The 16,892-nt window shown below is 72.9% G+C and carries 16 protein-coding genes; 5 read left to right on the top strand and 11 right to left on the bottom strand.

The features are described from left to right. Window positions 1–16: 16 nt before the first annotated feature. The 3 genes from abmR to RAN62_RS01900 all read right to left on the bottom strand — a co-directional run bounded on the left by abmR (window position 17) and on the right by RAN62_RS01900 (window position 3,070). The gene (gene abmR, locus RAN62_RS01910; protein ID WP_305782661.1) at window positions 17–577 is read right to left on the bottom strand and encodes an ATP-binding transcription factor AbmR; all 561 of its coding nucleotides are present in this window, start codon (window positions 575–577) and stop codon (window positions 17–19) included. A 243-nt stretch (window positions 578–820) separates the two neighbouring features. Beyond that, on the bottom strand, window positions 821–2,305 hold the full coding sequence (locus tag RAN62_RS01905; protein ID WP_305782660.1) for a deoxyguanosinetriphosphate triphosphohydrolase family protein: 1,485 nt from the start codon (window positions 2,303–2,305) through the stop codon (window positions 821–823). Window positions 2,306–2,491: 186 nt separating this feature from the next. Further along, complete coding sequence (locus RAN62_RS01900) at window positions 2,492–3,070, bottom strand: LURP-one-related family protein (RefSeq protein WP_305782659.1); 579 nt, start codon at window positions 3,068–3,070, stop codon at window positions 2,492–2,494. A 118-nt stretch (window positions 3,071–3,188) separates the two neighbouring features. Here RAN62_RS01900 and RAN62_RS01895 point away from each other — a divergent pair, with 118 nt between their 5' ends. Next, a complete protein-coding gene (locus RAN62_RS01895; protein ID WP_305782658.1) occupies window positions 3,189–4,298 on the top strand; it encodes an MBL fold metallo-hydrolase in 1,110 nt (369 codons plus the stop codon). A 247-nt stretch (window positions 4,299–4,545) separates the two neighbouring features. Here RAN62_RS01895 and RAN62_RS01890 read toward each other — a convergent pair whose 3' ends face one another. The 3 genes from RAN62_RS01890 to RAN62_RS01880 all read right to left on the bottom strand — a co-directional run bounded on the left by RAN62_RS01890 (window position 4,546) and on the right by RAN62_RS01880 (window position 6,662). Beyond that, window positions 4,546–4,758 (bottom strand): hypothetical protein, encoded by a 213-nt coding sequence (locus RAN62_RS01890; protein ID WP_305782657.1) that lies wholly within the window; start codon window positions 4,756–4,758, stop codon window positions 4,546–4,548. A gap of 151 nt (window positions 4,759–4,909) precedes the next feature. Then, window positions 4,910–5,815, bottom strand: coding sequence for a diacylglycerol/lipid kinase family protein (locus tag RAN62_RS01885; RefSeq protein ID WP_305782656.1), 906 nt, complete (start codon window positions 5,813–5,815; stop codon window positions 4,910–4,912). Between the two features lie 268 nt (window positions 5,816–6,083). Next, a complete protein-coding gene (locus tag RAN62_RS01880; protein ID WP_305782655.1) occupies window positions 6,084–6,662 on the bottom strand; it encodes a GAF domain-containing protein in 579 nt (192 codons plus the stop codon). 151 nt (window positions 6,663–6,813) lie between these two features. On the opposite strand from RAN62_RS01880, the gene RAN62_RS01875 reads away from it, so the two are divergent. Both RAN62_RS01875 and RAN62_RS01870 read left to right on the top strand, forming a co-directional pair. Next, window positions 6,814–7,725: a PfkB family carbohydrate kinase gene (locus RAN62_RS01875; protein WP_305782654.1), complete on the top strand. Its 912-nt coding sequence runs from the start codon at window positions 6,814–6,816 to the stop codon at window positions 7,723–7,725. Further along, window positions 7,718–9,997 (top strand): glycoside hydrolase family 65 protein, encoded by a 2,280-nt coding sequence (locus tag RAN62_RS01870; RefSeq protein ID WP_305782653.1) that lies wholly within the window; start codon window positions 7,718–7,720, stop codon window positions 9,995–9,997. The genes RAN62_RS01875 and RAN62_RS01870 overlap by 8 nt, the downstream gene beginning before the upstream one ends. On the opposite strand, the gene RAN62_RS01865 is transcribed toward RAN62_RS01870, so the two are convergent. Beyond that, window positions 9,957–10,778, bottom strand: a complete 822-nt coding sequence (locus RAN62_RS01865) for a CBS domain-containing protein (RefSeq protein ID WP_369077134.1) — start codon at window positions 10,776–10,778, stop codon at window positions 9,957–9,959. The genes RAN62_RS01870 and RAN62_RS01865 overlap by 41 nt on opposite strands. A 93-nt stretch (window positions 10,779–10,871) precedes the next feature. After that, a complete protein-coding gene (gene bioD, locus RAN62_RS01860; RefSeq protein ID WP_305783039.1) occupies window positions 10,872–11,603 on the bottom strand; it encodes a dethiobiotin synthase in 732 nt (243 codons plus the stop codon). A gap of 313 nt (window positions 11,604–11,916) precedes the next feature. On the opposite strand from bioD, the gene RAN62_RS01855 reads away from it, so the two are divergent. Both RAN62_RS01855 and RAN62_RS01850 read left to right on the top strand, forming a co-directional pair. Continuing rightward, window positions 11,917–12,357 carry a hypothetical protein gene (locus tag RAN62_RS01855; protein ID WP_305782652.1) on the top strand — a complete coding sequence of 147 codons (441 nt, stop codon included), beginning with the start codon at window positions 11,917–11,919 and terminating at the stop codon, window positions 12,355–12,357. A gap of 377 nt (window positions 12,358–12,734) precedes the next feature. Next, complete coding sequence (locus tag RAN62_RS01850) at window positions 12,735–13,286, top strand: GNAT family N-acetyltransferase (RefSeq protein WP_305783038.1); 552 nt, start codon at window positions 12,735–12,737, stop codon at window positions 13,284–13,286. Between the two features lie 248 nt (window positions 13,287–13,534). Here RAN62_RS01850 and RAN62_RS01845 read toward each other — a convergent pair whose 3' ends face one another. From RAN62_RS01845 to RAN62_RS01835, 3 genes are all read right to left on the bottom strand, one after another. Continuing rightward, window positions 13,535–14,605, bottom strand: coding sequence for a GNAT family N-acetyltransferase (locus RAN62_RS01845; protein ID WP_305782651.1), 1,071 nt, complete (start codon window positions 14,603–14,605; stop codon window positions 13,535–13,537). Window positions 14,606–14,696: 91 nt separating this feature from the next. Then, window positions 14,697–15,506 carry an ACT domain-containing protein gene (locus tag RAN62_RS01840; protein WP_305782650.1) on the bottom strand — a complete coding sequence of 270 codons (810 nt, stop codon included), beginning with the start codon at window positions 15,504–15,506 and terminating at the stop codon, window positions 14,697–14,699. Between the two features lie 150 nt (window positions 15,507–15,656). After that, entirely contained in the window at window positions 15,657–16,673 is a 1,017-nt protein-coding gene (locus RAN62_RS01835; protein ID WP_305782649.1) for a LacI family DNA-binding transcriptional regulator, read from the bottom strand. Between the last annotated feature and the right edge of the window lie 219 nt (window positions 16,674–16,892).

The following is a 16,892-nucleotide window of genomic DNA, read 5'->3' as shown; positions in this document are numbered from 1 at the left end:
TGCGCGTCGCGGCCGGTCAGTCGGCAGTGGGAGCAGCGGGGCCGCGGCGGCGGAGGGTTTCCACCTGGGTGAGGGCTTGGCGGAGCTCGGTGAGCCAGTCGTCGCTGTGCTCGCCGACCAGGCGGACGCACCAGGCCAGCGCCTCGGAGCGGCTGCGGGCCACGCCGGCGTCGACGAGAGTGTCGAGGACCTGGCGCTCCGGCTGGCGCAGGCGGGTCATCACCGGCGCGGACAGGTGGGTGAAGAGCTCGTTGGTGTCGCCGCAGCGGATGCCCCAGCTGACCTTGCGCTGGTAACGGTGCTCGACCTGCCGGGCGATGCGGATGCGGTCGTCGCGCGTGTCCTCGCGGAACTGGTGGATGCGGCCGGCGTGGGCGGCGGCGCGGTCGGCCTCGGCGGCGTCGGCGCCCAGTTCCGGGGTGGGGACGCGGCCCCAGATGAGGATCTCGTCGCGGTCGACGACGACCTCCGGCGGCTCGGTGAACCAGGTGTCGGGGGCGGCGCCGGTGATCCAGGCGGCGGCGTCGTCGGCGGGTGGCGGCTCGGTGCGGGTGCCGGACGGTGGACGGTAGCGCATGACAGCCTCCCCAGGTGCTTCGTTGATTACATGCTTACACCGTTGCGAGCGTTGCGCCAGAAAAGCCGCTTCCGCTGTCAGCGGAAGCGGCTGGAGTCCCGAGAGATCGATCGAACAGGGGGCGGGCGGTGTTCCCGTGGGCCGCTCCGGACCAGGAGCGGGCAATATTGCGATGGGCCGCTCCGGGCGGGGAGCGGGCGCTGGTGCGATGGGCCGCTCGGGGCGGGAGCGGCTGAGCGGAGGTCAGAGGACGAACGAGTCCGTCCAGAGCTGGCGGCTGCGGCCGGAGAGGGCGTCCATCAGCGCGACCGCCTGGCTGTCCGTCAGCGCGGCCACGTAATCGATCACCGCCCGGCCCCGGGCCCGGGCCACGCGGTCGGGGGTGCCCTCGGGCAGCTCGGCCTCGGCGAGCTCGACCAGGTCCCGGATGCGGCTGGGCAGGCGCTCCGCCTCGGCGGGGTCGGCCAGCCAGGCCAGCAGCGCCTCGACCAGCGACTCGAGCAGGCGCGCCTGGCCGCGCTGATGCAGGGCCAGGTCGGGGCGGGCGAGGACGAAGCGGTTCTGGACGAACTTGAGGATCTGGACCTCGTGCCACTGGGCCGGGGCGAGCTGGACGTGGCCGGAGCGCACGGCGGGGGAGTCCGTGACGGCGATGGCGTCGACCAGGCGCTTGGTCCACATGGCGGAGAAGGCCGCGACCTGCGACTCGGCCTCCAGGGAGCCGTCGAAGGGCACGCTGAGGAGGCCGTCGACGAGTTCGGCGCGGACCTGCTCGACGGCGGCGGCGAAGGCCTCGTCGTCGGTGACCCAGCCGTCCTTGCGGTGCAGCTGCCGGCGGAGCGCCTCGATGGCGTTGCCGGGGCGGCGCTGGACGAGCTCCTCGTCGGCCGTGCCCGAGTAGGAGGTGCGCTGCCAGGCCATCAGCTCGCCCGCCACGGCGCCTTGCTGGAGGACGCCGACGCGGTGGACGTCCTCGAGGTCGTGGATGGCGTACGCGATGTCGTCGGCCGTGTCCATGACCGAGGCCTCGGCGGTCTGCTGCCAGTCGGCGACCAGGCCGGCGAAGGGGGCGCGGGCCTCGATCATGTCGTCGCGCTCGGTGGAGTAGGCGCCGAACTTGAGCGAGCCGCCGTCGGGATCCTCCGGGGGTGCCGCGGCGCCGCGCGGAGCCGGGTCCATGAAGCGCGGGTGCGGGTCCGGGTGGCTGCGGCGGGTCCACGGGTACTTGAGGATGGCGGCGCGGGTGGCAGCCGTCAGGTTGAGGCCGATGGTGGCCTCGCCGCGGATCTCGGTGCTGGTGACGATGCGGTAGGACTGGGCGTTGCCCTCGAAGCCGTCGCGCAGGCGCAGGTTGTGGCGAGCGAGGTTGTCGAGGACCCGTTCACCCAGGTGGCCGAAGGGCGGGTGACCGAGGTCGTGCGCGAGCGCCGCCGCCTCCACCACGTCGGGGTCGCAGCCGCCGAGCTTGGCGAGCTGGTCGGCGTACCGGGAATGCAGCCGCTCCGCGATCGCGCGGGCAACCGACGCGACCTTGAGGCTGTGGGTCAGGCGGTTGTGCACCAGCAGGCCGGCGCCGCCGGGGCTGATCACCTGGGTGACGCCGCCGAGGCGGGCGAAGAAGGGCGAGCTGACGATCCGGTCGCGGTCGACGCGGAACGGGCTGGCGGCGAGATCGCCGGGGGCGACGAGGCCGTCACCGAAGCGGCGCCGGGCGCGTGGATCTTCCATGCGCCCGACGCTAATACATCAGTGCCGGACCGGTTTCGCGGCCCGAGGCGAGAGAGCCAGCTCAGCGGGCCTGCGAGAGCGCGGGACGGCTGGCGCGGTCCGGCGGCGGGGACGGTCGTCGCGGTCGAACCGCGCGGACGTCCACACGGAGACGGCCAGGCGCGCGGACTTGAGCCGGGTGGTGGATCAGCGGGCCTGCAGGGCGTCGAGGGCGACGGCCATGGCGACCACGAGGCGGCGGTCCAGCGACTGGTCGTGCACGGTCACGACGTACTTGTCGCGCAGGCCCCACTTCTTGACCACGCTGAAGCCCGGACGGCCGTTCAGCACGAAGTCGAAGTGGTAGGGCAGCCACGACAGCGACTCGACGAAGCGGCGCAGGATGGCGACCCACTGGTTGGTCTCCTGACCGGTCAGCTCGCCGTACCCGGGCTGGTCGAGGTGCCACGTCGAGCGCAGCAGCGAAGCCCTGAAGTTCTTGCGGAAGGAGCCGATAGGAGTGCCGGTCGCGTCCGTGACGTCGTACGTGGCGCCGAGGTCCATGACCTGGCGAGCCTTGAACCCGAGCACGGGAGTGGACTTGGAGTCGTCGGTGTAGAGGGTCACCTGCTCCTTGAAGGCCATCCGCTTCTGCTGGGCGAAGGCGAGCAGCCCGGCCTCGGATCCGTCCGGGGCGGCGGCGTGCACCTCGTACTGGTTGACCATCAGGCGGATGCGCTGGCGGACGATGAATTGCTGCTGCTGTTGCAGGGTGTCGGCGGTCACGCGCGGCAGTGTGACATACATCCGAAGCTGAGGACGTCCTCAGGTCCATGTGGCGACCCGTGGCCCTCCACGGCCACACTTGAGTACCGGAACATCAATCCTGACGGAGGAAGCGCGCATGGCGAAGAAGAGGCGTACCGGGGCCTGGATCGCCCTCGCGGTGGGCGCCGCGGCGGTGTGGGCCGCGAAGGACATCCCGCTGCAGATGGGCTCGCGGCAGATCGGCAAGCGCGCGGCCGGCGAGCGGGCCGAGCGTTACCGTCGCTCACCCCAGTTCTCGGACGGCAAGTTCCGGAACACCCTGCCGGGCACGGAGATCGCGCCCGGCTCGATGCCGGCCCTGCTGGCGGCCACCCTGCGCGACCGCGACCGGCGGCGTCCCGGGTCGCCGGTGCCGCTCGTCACCCCGGAGACCGGTGGCGACGGGCTTTACGTGACTTGGTACGGCCACTCGTCCGCCCTGATCGAGATCGAAGGCCGCCGCGTCCTGCTCGACCCGGTGTGGAGCGACCGCTGCTCCCCGTCGCGGCTGCAGGGCCCGAAGCGGCTGCACGAGCCGCCGGTCGCGCTGCGCGAGCTCCCGCCGCTCGACGCGGTGCTGATCTCCCACGACCACTACGACCACCTGGACATGGAGACGATCCGCAACCTGGTGGACCTGCAGTCCGCGCCCTTCCTGGTGCCGCTGGGCATCGGGGCGCACCTGGAGCGGTGGGGCGTGCCGGCCACCCGGATCATCGAGCTGGACTGGGACGAGAAGGCCACGGTCGCCGGCATCGAGTTCATCGCCACGGAGGCGCGTCACTTCTCCGGCCGCGGCTTCTCGCGCGACGAGACGCTGTGGGCCTCCTGGGTGATCAACGGGCCGACGCGCAAGGCGTTCTACTCCGGCGACACGGGTTACCACCCGGGCTTCGCGCGGGTCGGCGAGCAGCACGGGCCGTTCGACGTGACGCTGGTGCAGGTCGGGGCCTACAGTGCCGAGTGGCCGGACATCCACATGTTCCCGGAGGACGGCGTGGCGACCCATGTGGACGTCCGGGGCAAGGTGATGATCCCGGTGCACTGGGCCACGTTCAACCTGGCGCTGCACGACTGGACCGAGCCGGCCGACCGCACCTGGCGCGAGGCGAAGGCGCGCGACGTGACGCTCGCGATCCCGCGTCCGGGCGAGCGGGTCGATGTGGACAACCCGCCGGCTGTGGACGGTTGGTGGCAGCAGCTCTGACGGGATGGTCTTCGTCGCCCGGCAGCGATGGCGGGCGGCGAGGCGACTTCCGGCGGCGGGTGGGCGGTCAGGTGCCAGCGGCATAGGCGGTGGACGGTCGGGTGCCGGCGGCATGGGCGGCGGGCGGGCGTCAGTCGGCGGCATGGGCGGTGGGCGGTCGGGTGCCCGTGGCGTGGGCGGTGCGATGGGCGGTCGGGTGCCGGCGGTGTAGGTGATGGGCGGTCAGGGGCGGCGGGGCCGTGGGCGGTCAGGTGCCGGCGGCGTAGGCGGCGGCGAAGAGGGTCAGCATCAGGACGGCGGTGCCTACGATGAGTGGGCGGGCGTTGTTCCAGAAGACTTTGCGCTTGGCCGGGACGTCGCGCTTGGCGGCGCGCAGGTCGCGGAGGGCGGCGTGGGTGCGGCCCGCGCGGTAGCCGATCGTGATCACGCCGACGGCCGTGATCAGCACTGCGACGCTCACTGCGGAACTCTGGTGGGACGACATGCGAAACCCCCTGGAGTGCGGCGTAGTGGTGCCGGATGACCTCAGTGTGGGGCTCCGGTACGTCCGCATCCAGGGGATATGTGGGCATGGACGGCTTATGCCGGGACGATGGTGACGCGCCGGGGTGTCAGCTATCCGATCGTTGGCGGGGCACCAGGACCTTGACAGCGGCGGGCGCCACTTCGACTCGGATCTTCTTGACTGCGTCGCGGGCGCCGCCGTCGAGTTCGTAGGTCAGGGGTTGCTTGAGGGTGACGTCGATGCGGCGGGCGCGGGTCATGTGCACGAAGGGCGATTTGTCCGAGCGGCCGACCGCCATCCGGCCCATGGTGCGGGCCCATTCGGTGGTGCCCCGGGCGGTGGCCACGCCGACGTCGAGCCAGCCGTCGTCCGGCTTGGCGTCGTCGAAGGCCGTGATGCCGCCGGTGATCATGCTGACGTTGCCGACGAGGACGCAGCTCGCGGTGTCGGCGAACCAGTTCGTACCGTCCACTTTGATCTTCGCCTTGGGGGCGGGGTCCTCGAGGTGGCGCAGGCCGGTCCAGACGTAGGAGAGCTTGCCCATCCGGTCCTTCAGCTTGCCGTCCGCGTCGTGGATCATGGCGCCGTCGAAGCCGATGCCGGCCATGACCGCGAAGTGCTCGCCGTTGAAGACGCCGAGGTCGAGCTTCCTCGGCGCGCCGCGGAAGGCGATGTCGACGGCCGCGGCCAGGTCGTGCGGGATGCCGAGGTTCGTGGCCAGCAGGTTCGCGGTGCCGGCCGGGATGATCGCGATCGGGATCTTCGCCTTGAGGCCGGCGAGCGTGTCGAGGCTGCGCTGCACCATGCCGTCGCCGCCCCAGACCACGATCAGGTCGGGCTTCTTCTCGACGGCGCGGCGCAGCTGTTTGGGCGCCTTCTTGCTCTTCGGCACCTCGTGCCAGAGGAGCTCCTCGATGCCCTCGTCGGTGATCCGGCGGCGCAGCTCGTCGAGCCCGCCGCCGAGGGTCTTGCGCCGGTGCGCGATGACGGCGACTTTCCGGGGGGTCCGCATAGGGACGCCGATACCCGAACCGCCCGAATTTGAAGCAACGGGAGGCGCGGGAGAAGCGGAGCAGGGAAGGCGCGGGAGACGGAACGGGAAGGCGCGGCGGAAGCGGAGCAGGAGCGCGAGGCCCCACGGAGGACCGCGGAGCCCCGCACATGAGCAAACGAGCAGACGAACGAACGAGCAAACGAGCAGACGAGCAAACGAGCAGACGAGCAAACGAGCAGATGAGCGAACGAGCGAACGAGCGAATGAGCAGAGGAACGCGACAAGGTCAGCTGACGGTCTGCCGCATCCGCTCCTCGGCGGCGGCGCTGCGGACGACCATGAGGCGCAGCTCGAGCTCGTCGGCGACCATGGCGGCGAGATGCTCCAGCGCCTGGAGCTGCCGGGGCGTCGTCTCGCGCGGGCGGTTGTCGATCACGTTGACCGTGCCGAGGCGGTAGCCGTCGTGGGTGCGGATGGGAGCGGCCGCGTAAAAGCGCAGCCCGAGCTCGCCCCGGACCAGTGGGTGCTCCAGCGTGCGCGGGTCGACGGCGGCGTTGTTGATCACGTAGACGTCGTCCTGGGCGATAACGGACGCGCAGAGCCCCGGCTCGCGGCCCAGCTCGCGGACGCCGGTGAGGCCCTGGCAGGCGGCCAGCCACACCCGGTCCTGCTCGACCAGGGACACCGTGGCGATCGGGGTCTCGAAGATGGCTCCCGCGACGAAGGCGATCCGGTCGTACGCGTCCTCGACCGGCTGGTCGACGAGCCGGTAGCGGCGGACGGCCTCGAGCCGGCGGCGCTCCTCCGGGCCGACGTTGTCCAGGTATTCGTAGGCGCCCCCGGACACCGGACTGCTGTTGGTCACAAGTCCCCCAGAGAGAAGAAAGTCAGCAAAGTCTCAGGAATGAGCGTAGTGAGCGCTCAGGGGCCCCGCGCAATGGCGTGAACGCGGAAAATCCGAGGTGGGGCGGCGTGGGCGCGGGAATGTCGCACAAACTGTCGGGTATCAGGGGAACGTGCACGCTCCCACTGCCGCCGTGGCCGGCCAACTAGCCCGTGACCTCGTCCTGTCCGTCGACGCCGCCCCCGGGGCGGGGGAGGCCGCCGACGCCTCCGCGCGGCGCGAGCAGCTCGGCGGAAAGGGCGCCAACCAGGCGGTGGGTCTGGCCCAGCTGGGTGTACGCCCCCAGCTGATCGCCGTGGCCGGCGACGACGTCATCGGGGACGTCCTGCTCGACCAGGCCCGCCGGGACGGGATCGGCGTCGGGGCGGTGGTCCGGCGCCCCGGGACGCTGACCGGGCTCATCGTCGAGGTGCTCGACGGCGACGGCACGTGGCGCTATGTTCAGCATCTCCCCGAGCCGGTGCTGCTCACCGAGGACGACGTGCTGCGGGCGCACGACGTGATCGCGGGCGCGGACGCCGTACTCGTGCAACTGCAGCAACCACCCGCTGCCGTGCTGGCCGCCGCCCGGATCGGCCACGACGCCGGCGGGCTGGTGGTTCTCGACGGCGTGCCGGACGAGGACACGCGCGACGAGTTGCTCGGTCACGCCGGCGTGTTGCGCGCGGACGAGCAGGAGGCCGACCTGCTGTGCGGCGGCGAGCCCACCGTGGAGCGGGCGCGGGAGCTGCTGGGGAAGGGCCCGAAGCTGCTGGCGCTCGGCGTCGAGGGGGGCAACTTGTTCGTGTGGGAGGACGGGCACGTACGGCTGCCGCTCACCAAGGAAGATGTGATGGACACCACCGGGGGCGGTGATGCGTTCACGGCGGCGCTCACGGCAGCACTACTGAGTGGCAAAGATTACGACTACGCCGCGCGGTGGGCGGTCGCGGCGTCCGGGGCGACCGTCGGGCACCCGGGCGGACGCCCCACCCTGACCGTGGCCGAGATCGAGCAGCGGGCGGGAGCGATCACCCGTGGCTGAGATCGGGCCCGCCGAGCCGTGGGCGGTGCGGGAGACGGCTTTGTCCGAGGGGGACCTGCGCCAGGTCGAGTCGCTGTTCGCGCTGGCCAACGGGCACATCGGGCTGCGCGGCAACCTGGACGAGGGTGACCCGGTGGGCATGCCCGGCACCTATCTCAACTCGCTGTTCGAGGAGCGGGACCTGGCGTATCCCGAGGCCGGGTACGGCTTCCCGGAGCGCACCCAGACGGTGGTCGACGCCCCGAACGGCAAGACGATCAGGCTCACTGTGGACGGCGAACCGTTCGACGTCCGGACCGGTACGGTGCACCGGCACGAGCGCGTGCTCGACTTGCGCGCCGGCACTCTGCGCCGGGAGGTCGACTGGACGAGCCCGTCCGGCGCGCGGATCCAGCTCACCAGCACGCGCGTGGTGTGGTTCACGCACCCCGCTGTCGCCGCGATCCGGTGGGAGGTGACCACGGGGGATGACGCGGTGACCGTACGCGTGGAATCTGATCTGGCGGCGAACGAGCCGCAACCGGAGCAGCGGGACGACCCCCGCGCGTCGGCCGTGTTCGAGTCGCCCTTCGAGGCCCTGTCGCACGCCGATGACGTGCTGCTCCACCGCACCAAGCGCAGCAAGATCGAGGTCGCGTCGGCCGTCGCGCACGAGGTCAGCACCGGCCGCACGGAAGTCAACGCCGAACCGGACCGCATCCGCACGGTGGTCACGGCCGAGCTGCCGGCCGGCGGCTCGCTGCGCCTCGACAAGATCATCGCGTACGCGTGGAGCGAGCCGGACCCCGTCCCGAAGGCGCGCGCCGACCGGGACGAAGCCGTGCACGTGGGCTTCGACACGTTGTGTGACGAACAACGCGCCTATCTGGACGACTTCTGGGCCGGCGCCGACGTCGAACTCGACGGTGATCCCGAGGTGCAGCAGGGCGTGCGCTTCGGGCTGTTCCACGTGCTCCAGGCCGGTGCACAGGCGGGGCCGCATCCGATCGCGGCCAAGGGCTTGACCGGCAACGGGTACGACGGACATACCCTCTGGGACACCGAGACGTTCGTGCTGCCCCTGTTGACGTACACGCATCCGGCCTGTGTGGGGTCGGCCTTGCGCTGGCGGCACCGGACCCTCGGCGCGGCGCGTGATCGGGCCAAGGAGCTGCGGCTGGCCGGCGCGGCGTACCCCTGGCGGACGATCTCCGGGCCGGAGTGCTCGGGCTACTGGCCCGCCGGGACCGCCGCGCTGCACGTCAACGCGGACATCGCGGCGGCGGTGCTGCGCTACGCCGGTGCCACCGGCGACGAGGACTTCCTCGAGGAGGCGGGGCTGGAGATCCTCGCCGAGACGGCCCGGCTGTGGGCCCGGTGGATCCACGTCGACGACCACGGCGTGGCGCACATCGACGGCGTGACCGGCCCGGACGAGTACACGGCGCTGGTCGACGACAACATGTTCACCAACCTGATGGCGCAGCACAACCTGCTCGGCGCCGCCTCCTACGGGTCGCGCATGCCGGGCGTCTCCGACGACGAGATCGCCCGGTGGAAGGAGCTGGCCGGGGCGCTCTTCATGCCCTACTCCGCCACCCGGAACGTGCACGAGCAGCACAGCGGCTTCACCCGCTTCGAGGAGTGGGACTTCAGCGCCGACGGCTATCCGCTGTTCATGAATTACCCGTACCTCGATCTCTATCGCCGTCAGGTTGTCAAGCAGGCGGACCTGGTGCTGGCGATGATGCTGCGCGGCGACGCGTTCACCGCCGAGGAGAAGTTGCGGAACTTCGTGTACTACGAGGCGCGTACGGTCCGCGACTCCTCGCTGTCGGCGCCGGCGCAGGCGGTCCTCGCGGCGGAGACCGGCCACCTGAGCCTCGCGCACGACTACCTGGCCGAGGCGGCCCTGCTCGACCTGCGCGGCGGCGGCGAGTCCAGCGGGGACGGTCTGCACATCGCCGCGTGCGCCGGGGCGTGGACGGCGCTGGTCATGGGCTTCGGCGGGCTGCGCGACCACGACGGGCGGCTGTCCTTCGCGCCGCGGCTGCCGCCCCACCTGCCCCGGCTGCGTTTCCGGTTGCGCCGGCGGGACAGCCGCCTGGTGGTGACCATCACTCCCGATCAGGCCACGTACGAAGTCAGCGGCGCGAAGCTGTCCTTCACCCACCACGGTACGGAGGTCACCGTGACCGAAAGTGAATCGGTGACGGTGCCGCTGCCGTCCCAGCCGGTGCGCGAGGCGCCGTTCACGCCGCGCCCGCCGTCGCGCGACTCCTCGCCGTCGTGACCGCCCGCAGTCGCACCCGGGTGATGGCCCGGCCCGTCACCTCCTCGACCTCGGCGGTGAAGCCGGGCCGGCGGACGACCTCACCCGGCCCGGTCGGGATGTGGCCGAGCTCGGCCAGCAGCAGCCCGGCGATCGTGGTGTAGTCGCCGTCCGCCCCGCCGAAGCCGATCCCGCGCAGCTCGTGGATCGGATAGGAGCCGGGCAGCAACAGGGCGCCGTCCGCCTCCTCGACGACGGCCGGCCGGGCCTCCCGGTCGGTCTCGTCGTAGATCTCGCCGACGATCTCCTCGACCAGGTCCTCCATCGTCACGATGCCCTCGACGGCGCCGCATTCGTCCACGACCAGCGCGAACTGCTGCCGCTCCAGCCGCAGCAGCCGCAGCGCGTCCGGCACCCTCGCCATGCCGAGCAGGGACAGCACCGGGTGCGCCAGGGCGTCGACCGGCTCGTCCGCCTTGTCCGCCCCCGCCAGGTCGCGCAGATGGACGAGGCCGGCCACGTCGTCGAGTCCGGCCGGCCCCACGACCGGGGCGCGGGAATGTCCGCCTTCGATCAGGGCGCGGAGCGCCTCGCGGGCCGGGGTGCCCGTCGCCAGCGTCAAGACGTCACGGCGGGGGATCAAAATCTCGCGCAGGGTACGGTCGGCGATCTCGAACGCGCCGGAGATGATCGTGCGCTGCTCGGCGGAGAAATCGTGGCGGGCGGCGACCAGGGCGCGGATGTGGTCCGTGCTCGCTTGCTGTCGTCCGGTCAGTCTGCTCAGGGCCCCGCGTAATCGCACGCCCTCGTTCTTACCTGGTCCCGCCCGCCTTTTTCAGCCGGTTTCCCCGGCCATCGGTGATCAGCCGCTCCTGGTGATCAGCCGCTCCGGCGGTCAGCCGCTTTCCTCGGCCCAGACGCGCCAGTCGTCGAGGACGCCGTAGAGCTCGGGGGTGAGCCAGCCCGGCGCCGAGCGCTGGAACACGCCGGGATCCATCCGGTCGGCGCCCTCGGGCAGCGCGCCGAGCAGGTGCGGGATCAGCTCGGTGAGGTTCGCCCAGTGCACCAGCTCCGGCTCCGCCGGCCACGCGCCCAGCACCACCTTGGCCGGGGCGCCGCGCCGATCGAGCGCCTCGAGCGTGAGCGCCGTGTGATTGAGCGCACCCATTCCGGCCCGCGCCACGACCAGCGTCGGCACCCCGAGCGTCGTCGCCAGGTCGGCCATCGTCCACGCCTCGCCCGACGGCCGCACCCCCATCGGCGTCAACACCCCGCCGACGCCCTCGACCAGCACGAGATCATGCCGCGCCGACTCCGCGCGCAGGGCGTCCACGACCTCGTACAGCTCCAGCGGCGCCAGCCCGGCGAACCGCGCCGCCGGCAACGGGGCCAACTGCTCCGGGTAGGAAGCCAGCGTCCGGCACGTGCGCGGGGCGGCCAGCCGGGTGATGCGGTCGACGTCGGTGGGGGCGCCGGAGGCCGTACCTGTCTGACCGGTCTTGATCACCGCCACCCGCAACCCGGCCGCCTGCGCCGCCGCCGCGACCGCCGAGGCCACCGCGGTCTTGCCGACGCCGTCCCCGGTCCCGCTCACCAGCACGATCCCGCGCCACTCACCATGATCCACCGGCTGCGGCGCGGGTCGGCCTTCCTTCCCGGGTACGCTCCCCGCCCGCGCCCCGCCCTCGTCAACCGCCCGCACCGGATCAGTCGCCGGGGTGCCGGCCGCGTCCTCGTCGCCCGGCTCCGCCGCCTCCGCCGGCGGGGGTTCTTCGGTTGGCTGGTCGAGCGGGGGTTCCTCCTCGTCCGGCTGGTAGTCGGGGGCCTCGGGAGGCGTCTCACCCGGCGCCGGGCTGACCGGCAGCGGAATCTCCGGACCGGCCGGGACCAGGGGCGCCGGGCTGACCGGCACGGGCGCCACCGGCACGGGCGCGGGGCTGATGGGCGCCGGCACGGTCGCGGGGCTGATGGGCGCCGGCACGGTCGCGGGGCTGATGGGCGCCGGGGCGGGCGCGGGGCTGACGGGCGCGGGGCTCACGGGCATGGGCGCCGGGCTGATAGGCGTGGGCGCGGGGCTCACGGGCATGGGCGCCGGGCTGATAGGCGTGGGCGCCGGGCTCAGGGGCACGGGCGCGGGGCTCACGGGCATGGGCGCCGGGCTGACGGGAGCGGGACTGATCGGCATCGGCACCGGGCTGATGGGGGCCGTCGGGGGAGCCGGGCTGATCGGCGTCGGTGCGGGGCTCACCGGGGCGGGCGCCGAACCGCCGTCACCGTCGGGGTCGAGCTCCGGCGCCGAAGGCTCAGCTGCCTCGACCGCGTCTTCCTCCGAGCCCGCCCCGAGTTCGCGCTCCGCAGGCTCCTCCACGACCGGTTCCTGATCGTGGTCCGCCGGGCTCGTGTCTCTCGCCGTTTCCTGGGCGACCGGCTCCTGGTCCTGATCCGCCGGGCTCGTGGTCTCCGCGGCGGGATCCTGGGCACCGTCGGCCGAGGTCGCGGCTTCCGCTGCGCGATTGTCGGCCCGGCGTTGCCGTGACCACCGCCAGCCCGCCACCGCACCTCCGCAAATGCCAAGACCCGGACCGTTTCGCGGGCGAAACTACCATTCCCCGCGGAGTAGCTTCGAGGCATGCCACCCCACCTCGGCGGCCACGAGGCGCTACCTGCGAAAGCTCAGCCCGGCAACCCCGGCCCCGGGCCAGGCGCCCCCGACCCCTGGACGGGCGGCCCCACGAGCGCGACCCTCCGCGGTGCCGCCGTGCTGCTCCGGCCGGCGACCGAGGCGGACATTCCGGCGCTCGCCGCCATCCGCGCTGAGCCCGAGGTGCTTGCCCGCTGGCGAGGCGGCCCTGACTTCGTACCCGAGTTGCGCGAGTCGATCGCCGACGAGGAAACCCGCTTCCTCGCGATCGTGCTTCCGGACTCCTTTCCGGCCGGCCCCTCACCAGCGCGGCCGACGCTGCAAGAGTCCGATCCACCAGCCGGACGGGTGGCCGGGGCGATTCAGTGGTCGGCCGAGCCGGAGCCCGACTACCGGCACGCGAGCATCGACATCTTCCTCGACCCCTCGGTGCACAACCGCGGCCTCGGCACCGACGCCGTGCGGGCGCTCGCCACCCACCTCGTGGACGTCGAGCGCTTCCACCGTCTGGTGATCGACCCGGCCGCGGACAACGAGGCGGCGATCCGCTGCTACGCGAAGGTCGGCTTCCGCCCGGTGGGCATCATGCGCCAGTACGAGCGGGACGCCGACGGCACCTGGCACGACGGCCTCCTCATGGACCTCCTCGCCGCCGATCTGGTCCGCTGACCGACCCTCCGCCCCGGCCCGAAGACAGCGCCGCCGAAAGGAGAAGCCGCGTGCCGGCGGGCTCTGCGGCTACACGAGGCGCCGAAGGCACGCGCACGGGCCGCGCGGAAGGCGTGCGCTCGCCGCGCGGAAGGCGTGCGCTCGCCGCGGAAGGCACGCGCGCGGCCCGGCAGCGCCGCCGAGCCACGGCGGAAGACCCATCGGCGACGGTGGACCCGGGCGGGGCCCACCGTCGCCGCTCTCACCCGTCACCCGGAGGTGGCAGGAGTTTCCTCGGCCGCGGGGTGGCGGCCGGTCACCGGCAGCGTGACGGTCAGCACGTCGCCGTCGCGATCGCGGGCGCCCGGGGCGGCGCCGAAGCGGCGGGCCAGGCGCAGCGCGGCCACGTTGTCGGCGGTCAGGTGGGCGGTGACGGCTTCGAGGTCGGAGCGGCGGGCGGCGGCGAGGAGGCGGCGGGTCAGGGCGGTGCCGAGACCGCGGCGCTGCCAGGCGTCGTCGACCAGGGCGGCGGCCTCGCCGAGGTCGCCTTCGGTGGACAGGGTCGCGACGGCGACGACGCGCTCCTCGCCGGTGGCCGGGTCGTCGTGGAGGGCGAGCAATGTGAGGCCGGTGGCCGGCTCGACCTGGCGGCGCAGGCGGGCCTCGGTGGGGGTGCCGGTCCGCAGGTAGCGCCGCTGCCGGCTCTGGTCGGAGCAGCGCGCGTGCAGGCGGCGGACGCCCTCGAAGTCGTCGGCGGTCGCCTCGCGGATCAGCAGCTCCGAGCCGTCCGGCAGGAGCAGCGTGGTCTGCTCGCCGGCCCGGCGCAGGCCGGCGCTGCTCACCTCGACCAGGGCCTGGGCGCGGGCGTATTCGGCCGGGGTGAACGCCGGGGCGGGGCGGTGCACCTCGTAGGTGCCGCCGGCCGGGTCGATCAGCGTCATGTGCTGCTCGTCGTAGCCGTGCAGCACCACCGTGCCGGCCGGGCGCCAGCGCACCTCGGACGCGTCGAGCAGGGAGACCAGCGCCTCGCCGAGGGCGTCGGGATCGTGCACCAGGCGCCCGGCGAGGGCCAGCGCGCGGGTCGGCTGGTCGGCCAGGCCCTGGGCCTCGGCCCGGGTGACGAAGGCGTTGCGCCCGCGGCCCCGGGCGATGGCCGCGTGCATCTCCCGCTCCGACATCGTGTCGGGCGCGTCGACCAGGAAGTCGTCGACCGCGCCCTCCTCGGTGGTGTGCACCTGGACGGCGAGGATGTTGACCGATCGCAGGGCCAGGCTCGCCGTCAGCACGGAGAGGTAACCCGGGCGGTCGTCCACCGTTGCCCTGATCCGCCACAGCGCCATGGCTGGCCCTTCCCTTCCGGCTCGCAACAACCCTTTCCGACTTCCAGGGTCTCTCGCCGGTGTTACCTGCGCATTGCTTGAGCTGCGACAACTATGAGGGGTCGATCACAGCGGAAGCGACCGGCGGCACACCGGCCCGGTCCAGCCGGTCGCCGAGGATCACCGCGGCGGCCCGGACCAGCTGAGCCGCCCGGTCGACCTCGGTGATGTGGAACGCGGCGGCGGGCAGATCCTCGTCCTCCCCGCGCGCGATCACGAGCACCAGCCCGGCCCGGCCGAACGGCGCCACGGCATAGCGGGTGCCGTCCGGACCGGTCATCGGCCGGGCGCGCAGCGGGGTGATCTCGGGCAGGCGCAGCGGATCCGGCGCGCGCCAGCTCGCGTACGCAACAGCGGGCTGACTCCCCGAAGACGGCTGCCCCAAAGGCGGCTGACCGGACGAGGGCTGACCGGACGACGGCTGCGCGGCCGACGGGCGAAGCGCCGGGGCGGGCCGGGGCGCGGCTGAGCGAGCGGCCCAGTCGGCCGGCACCACGGCGGCGGCCGCCCAGTCGGCGGCCAGCAACCCGGGCACGGCGTCGACGAGCGTGGCGAGCCCGTCGGCGGGGTTGGCGGCGACCTGGGCCAGCAGCTCGGCGTCATGACCGCCCGAGACCGGGGCGCCGATGGCCTGCCAGACGCCGTCGACCTGGACGCCGGGGATGGCGGCGAGGCCGGCGAGGAGCCGCTCGACGCGGGCCGCGCCCGGCCAGACGACGGTGAAGTCGTCGACGGCCCGGCCGCCGAGCCGCTCCAGCACCACCACCTGGACGATGTCGGCCCCGGCGACGCCCAGCGTGCGGGCGACCTGGCCGAGAGCACCCGGGCGGTCCGGCAGAGTGACCCGTACCCGCAGCAACATGCAGCTCCTCCCAACAGAGAGACGGCACGGCGGTGCCGTCCGAAGGCTGCGTCCCACCTTGCCGACCCGGCGTTTCACAGCCGTTGCGCCGCCGTGTCCCGGCCGTCAAGACGCATAGATATGCCCTGAATCACATCAGGCTAGGCCGGGTCAGGCCGACTGGCGACGGACCAGGTGGGTGTCGAGCAGAACGTGTGAATTGTCGACCGGCTCCCGCCGGATCCGGCTGATCAGCAGCTCGGCCATGCGCCGGCCCATTTCCTCGACCGGCTGGTGCACGGTCGTGAGCGGCGGCTCGCACTGCCGGGCCACCGGGGCGTCCTCGAAGCCGATGAGCCGCACGTCCTCCGGCACCCGCCGCCCGGCCGCGCGCAGCGCCCGCAGCGCGCCGCCGGCCATGAGGTCGGAGGCCGCGAAGATCGCGTCGAGCCCGGGCTCGCGCGCCAGCAGGGCCGTGGCCGCCCGGGCGCCGCCCTCCTCGCTGAAGTCGCCGATCTCGACCAGCTCACCGCCCTGGACGGCGGCCCGGTAACCGGCCAGGCGGGCCCGGCCGACCTCCATGTCCTGCGGCCCCGCCACCGTCGCCACCCGCTGCGAGCCGGTGGCCTGGAGGTGCTCGACGGCCAGCCGGGCGCCCGAGGCGTTGTCGACGTCGACGAAGTAGTCGTCCGGGTGCAGCTGCGCGGGCCGGCCGCCCAGCACGAACGGCATCCCCCGGTCGCGCAGGATGCCGGGCAGCGGATCTTCGTCGTGCAGAGAAAGCATCAGTACGCCGTCCACGTGCTGCCCCGTGAGGTGATGCACGACACGGTCGCGCTGCGCCGGGGTGGCCGCCATCGCCAGCCACAGCTGCAACGGCGTCTCGAGCAGGGCGCTGTTGATGCCGCGCAGCACGCCGGCGAAGAACGGCTCGCCGAACAGCCGCTCCTGCGACTCGGAGACCACGAGCGCGACCGAGTCGGTGCGCTGGGTGACGAGCGTGCGCGCCGCCCTGTTCGGCACGTAGCCGAGCTCCAGGATCGCCGCCTCCACGGCCGCCTTGGCGTGCTCGCTGACCTGCGAGGATCCGTTCAGCACGCGGGAGGCGGTGCCGCGGCCGACCCCGGCGCGCGCGGCGACGGCATCGAGCGTCGGGCGCCCCGGGGAAGGGTCGGGCTGCCGAGTCATGGGCCGCATTATTCTCCAGCCCGCCAAATTCTGTCTGCCCACCCTTAGGCTTGGGTCATGATCTGCCACGCGTGCCGTGAGCAGCGGCACAAGGAGTGCAAGGGCGGGTCGTGGTGCGACTGTCAGCACCGCCCGGTCAAGCCCACGCCCCCGGTGACCGGCCCGCCCGGTCCTTAAAAGAAAGCCCACCCTGCCCGGTCGCGGGGAGAAATGCCCCGG

The organism is Symbioplanes lichenis (assembly GCF_030709675.1).
Classification (GTDB): Bacteria; Actinomycetota; Actinomycetes; order Mycobacteriales; family Micromonosporaceae; genus Actinoplanes; species Actinoplanes lichenis.
The sequence above is the reverse complement of the archived record's forward strand: the minus strand, read 5'-3'. Positions and strand labels throughout refer to the sequence as shown.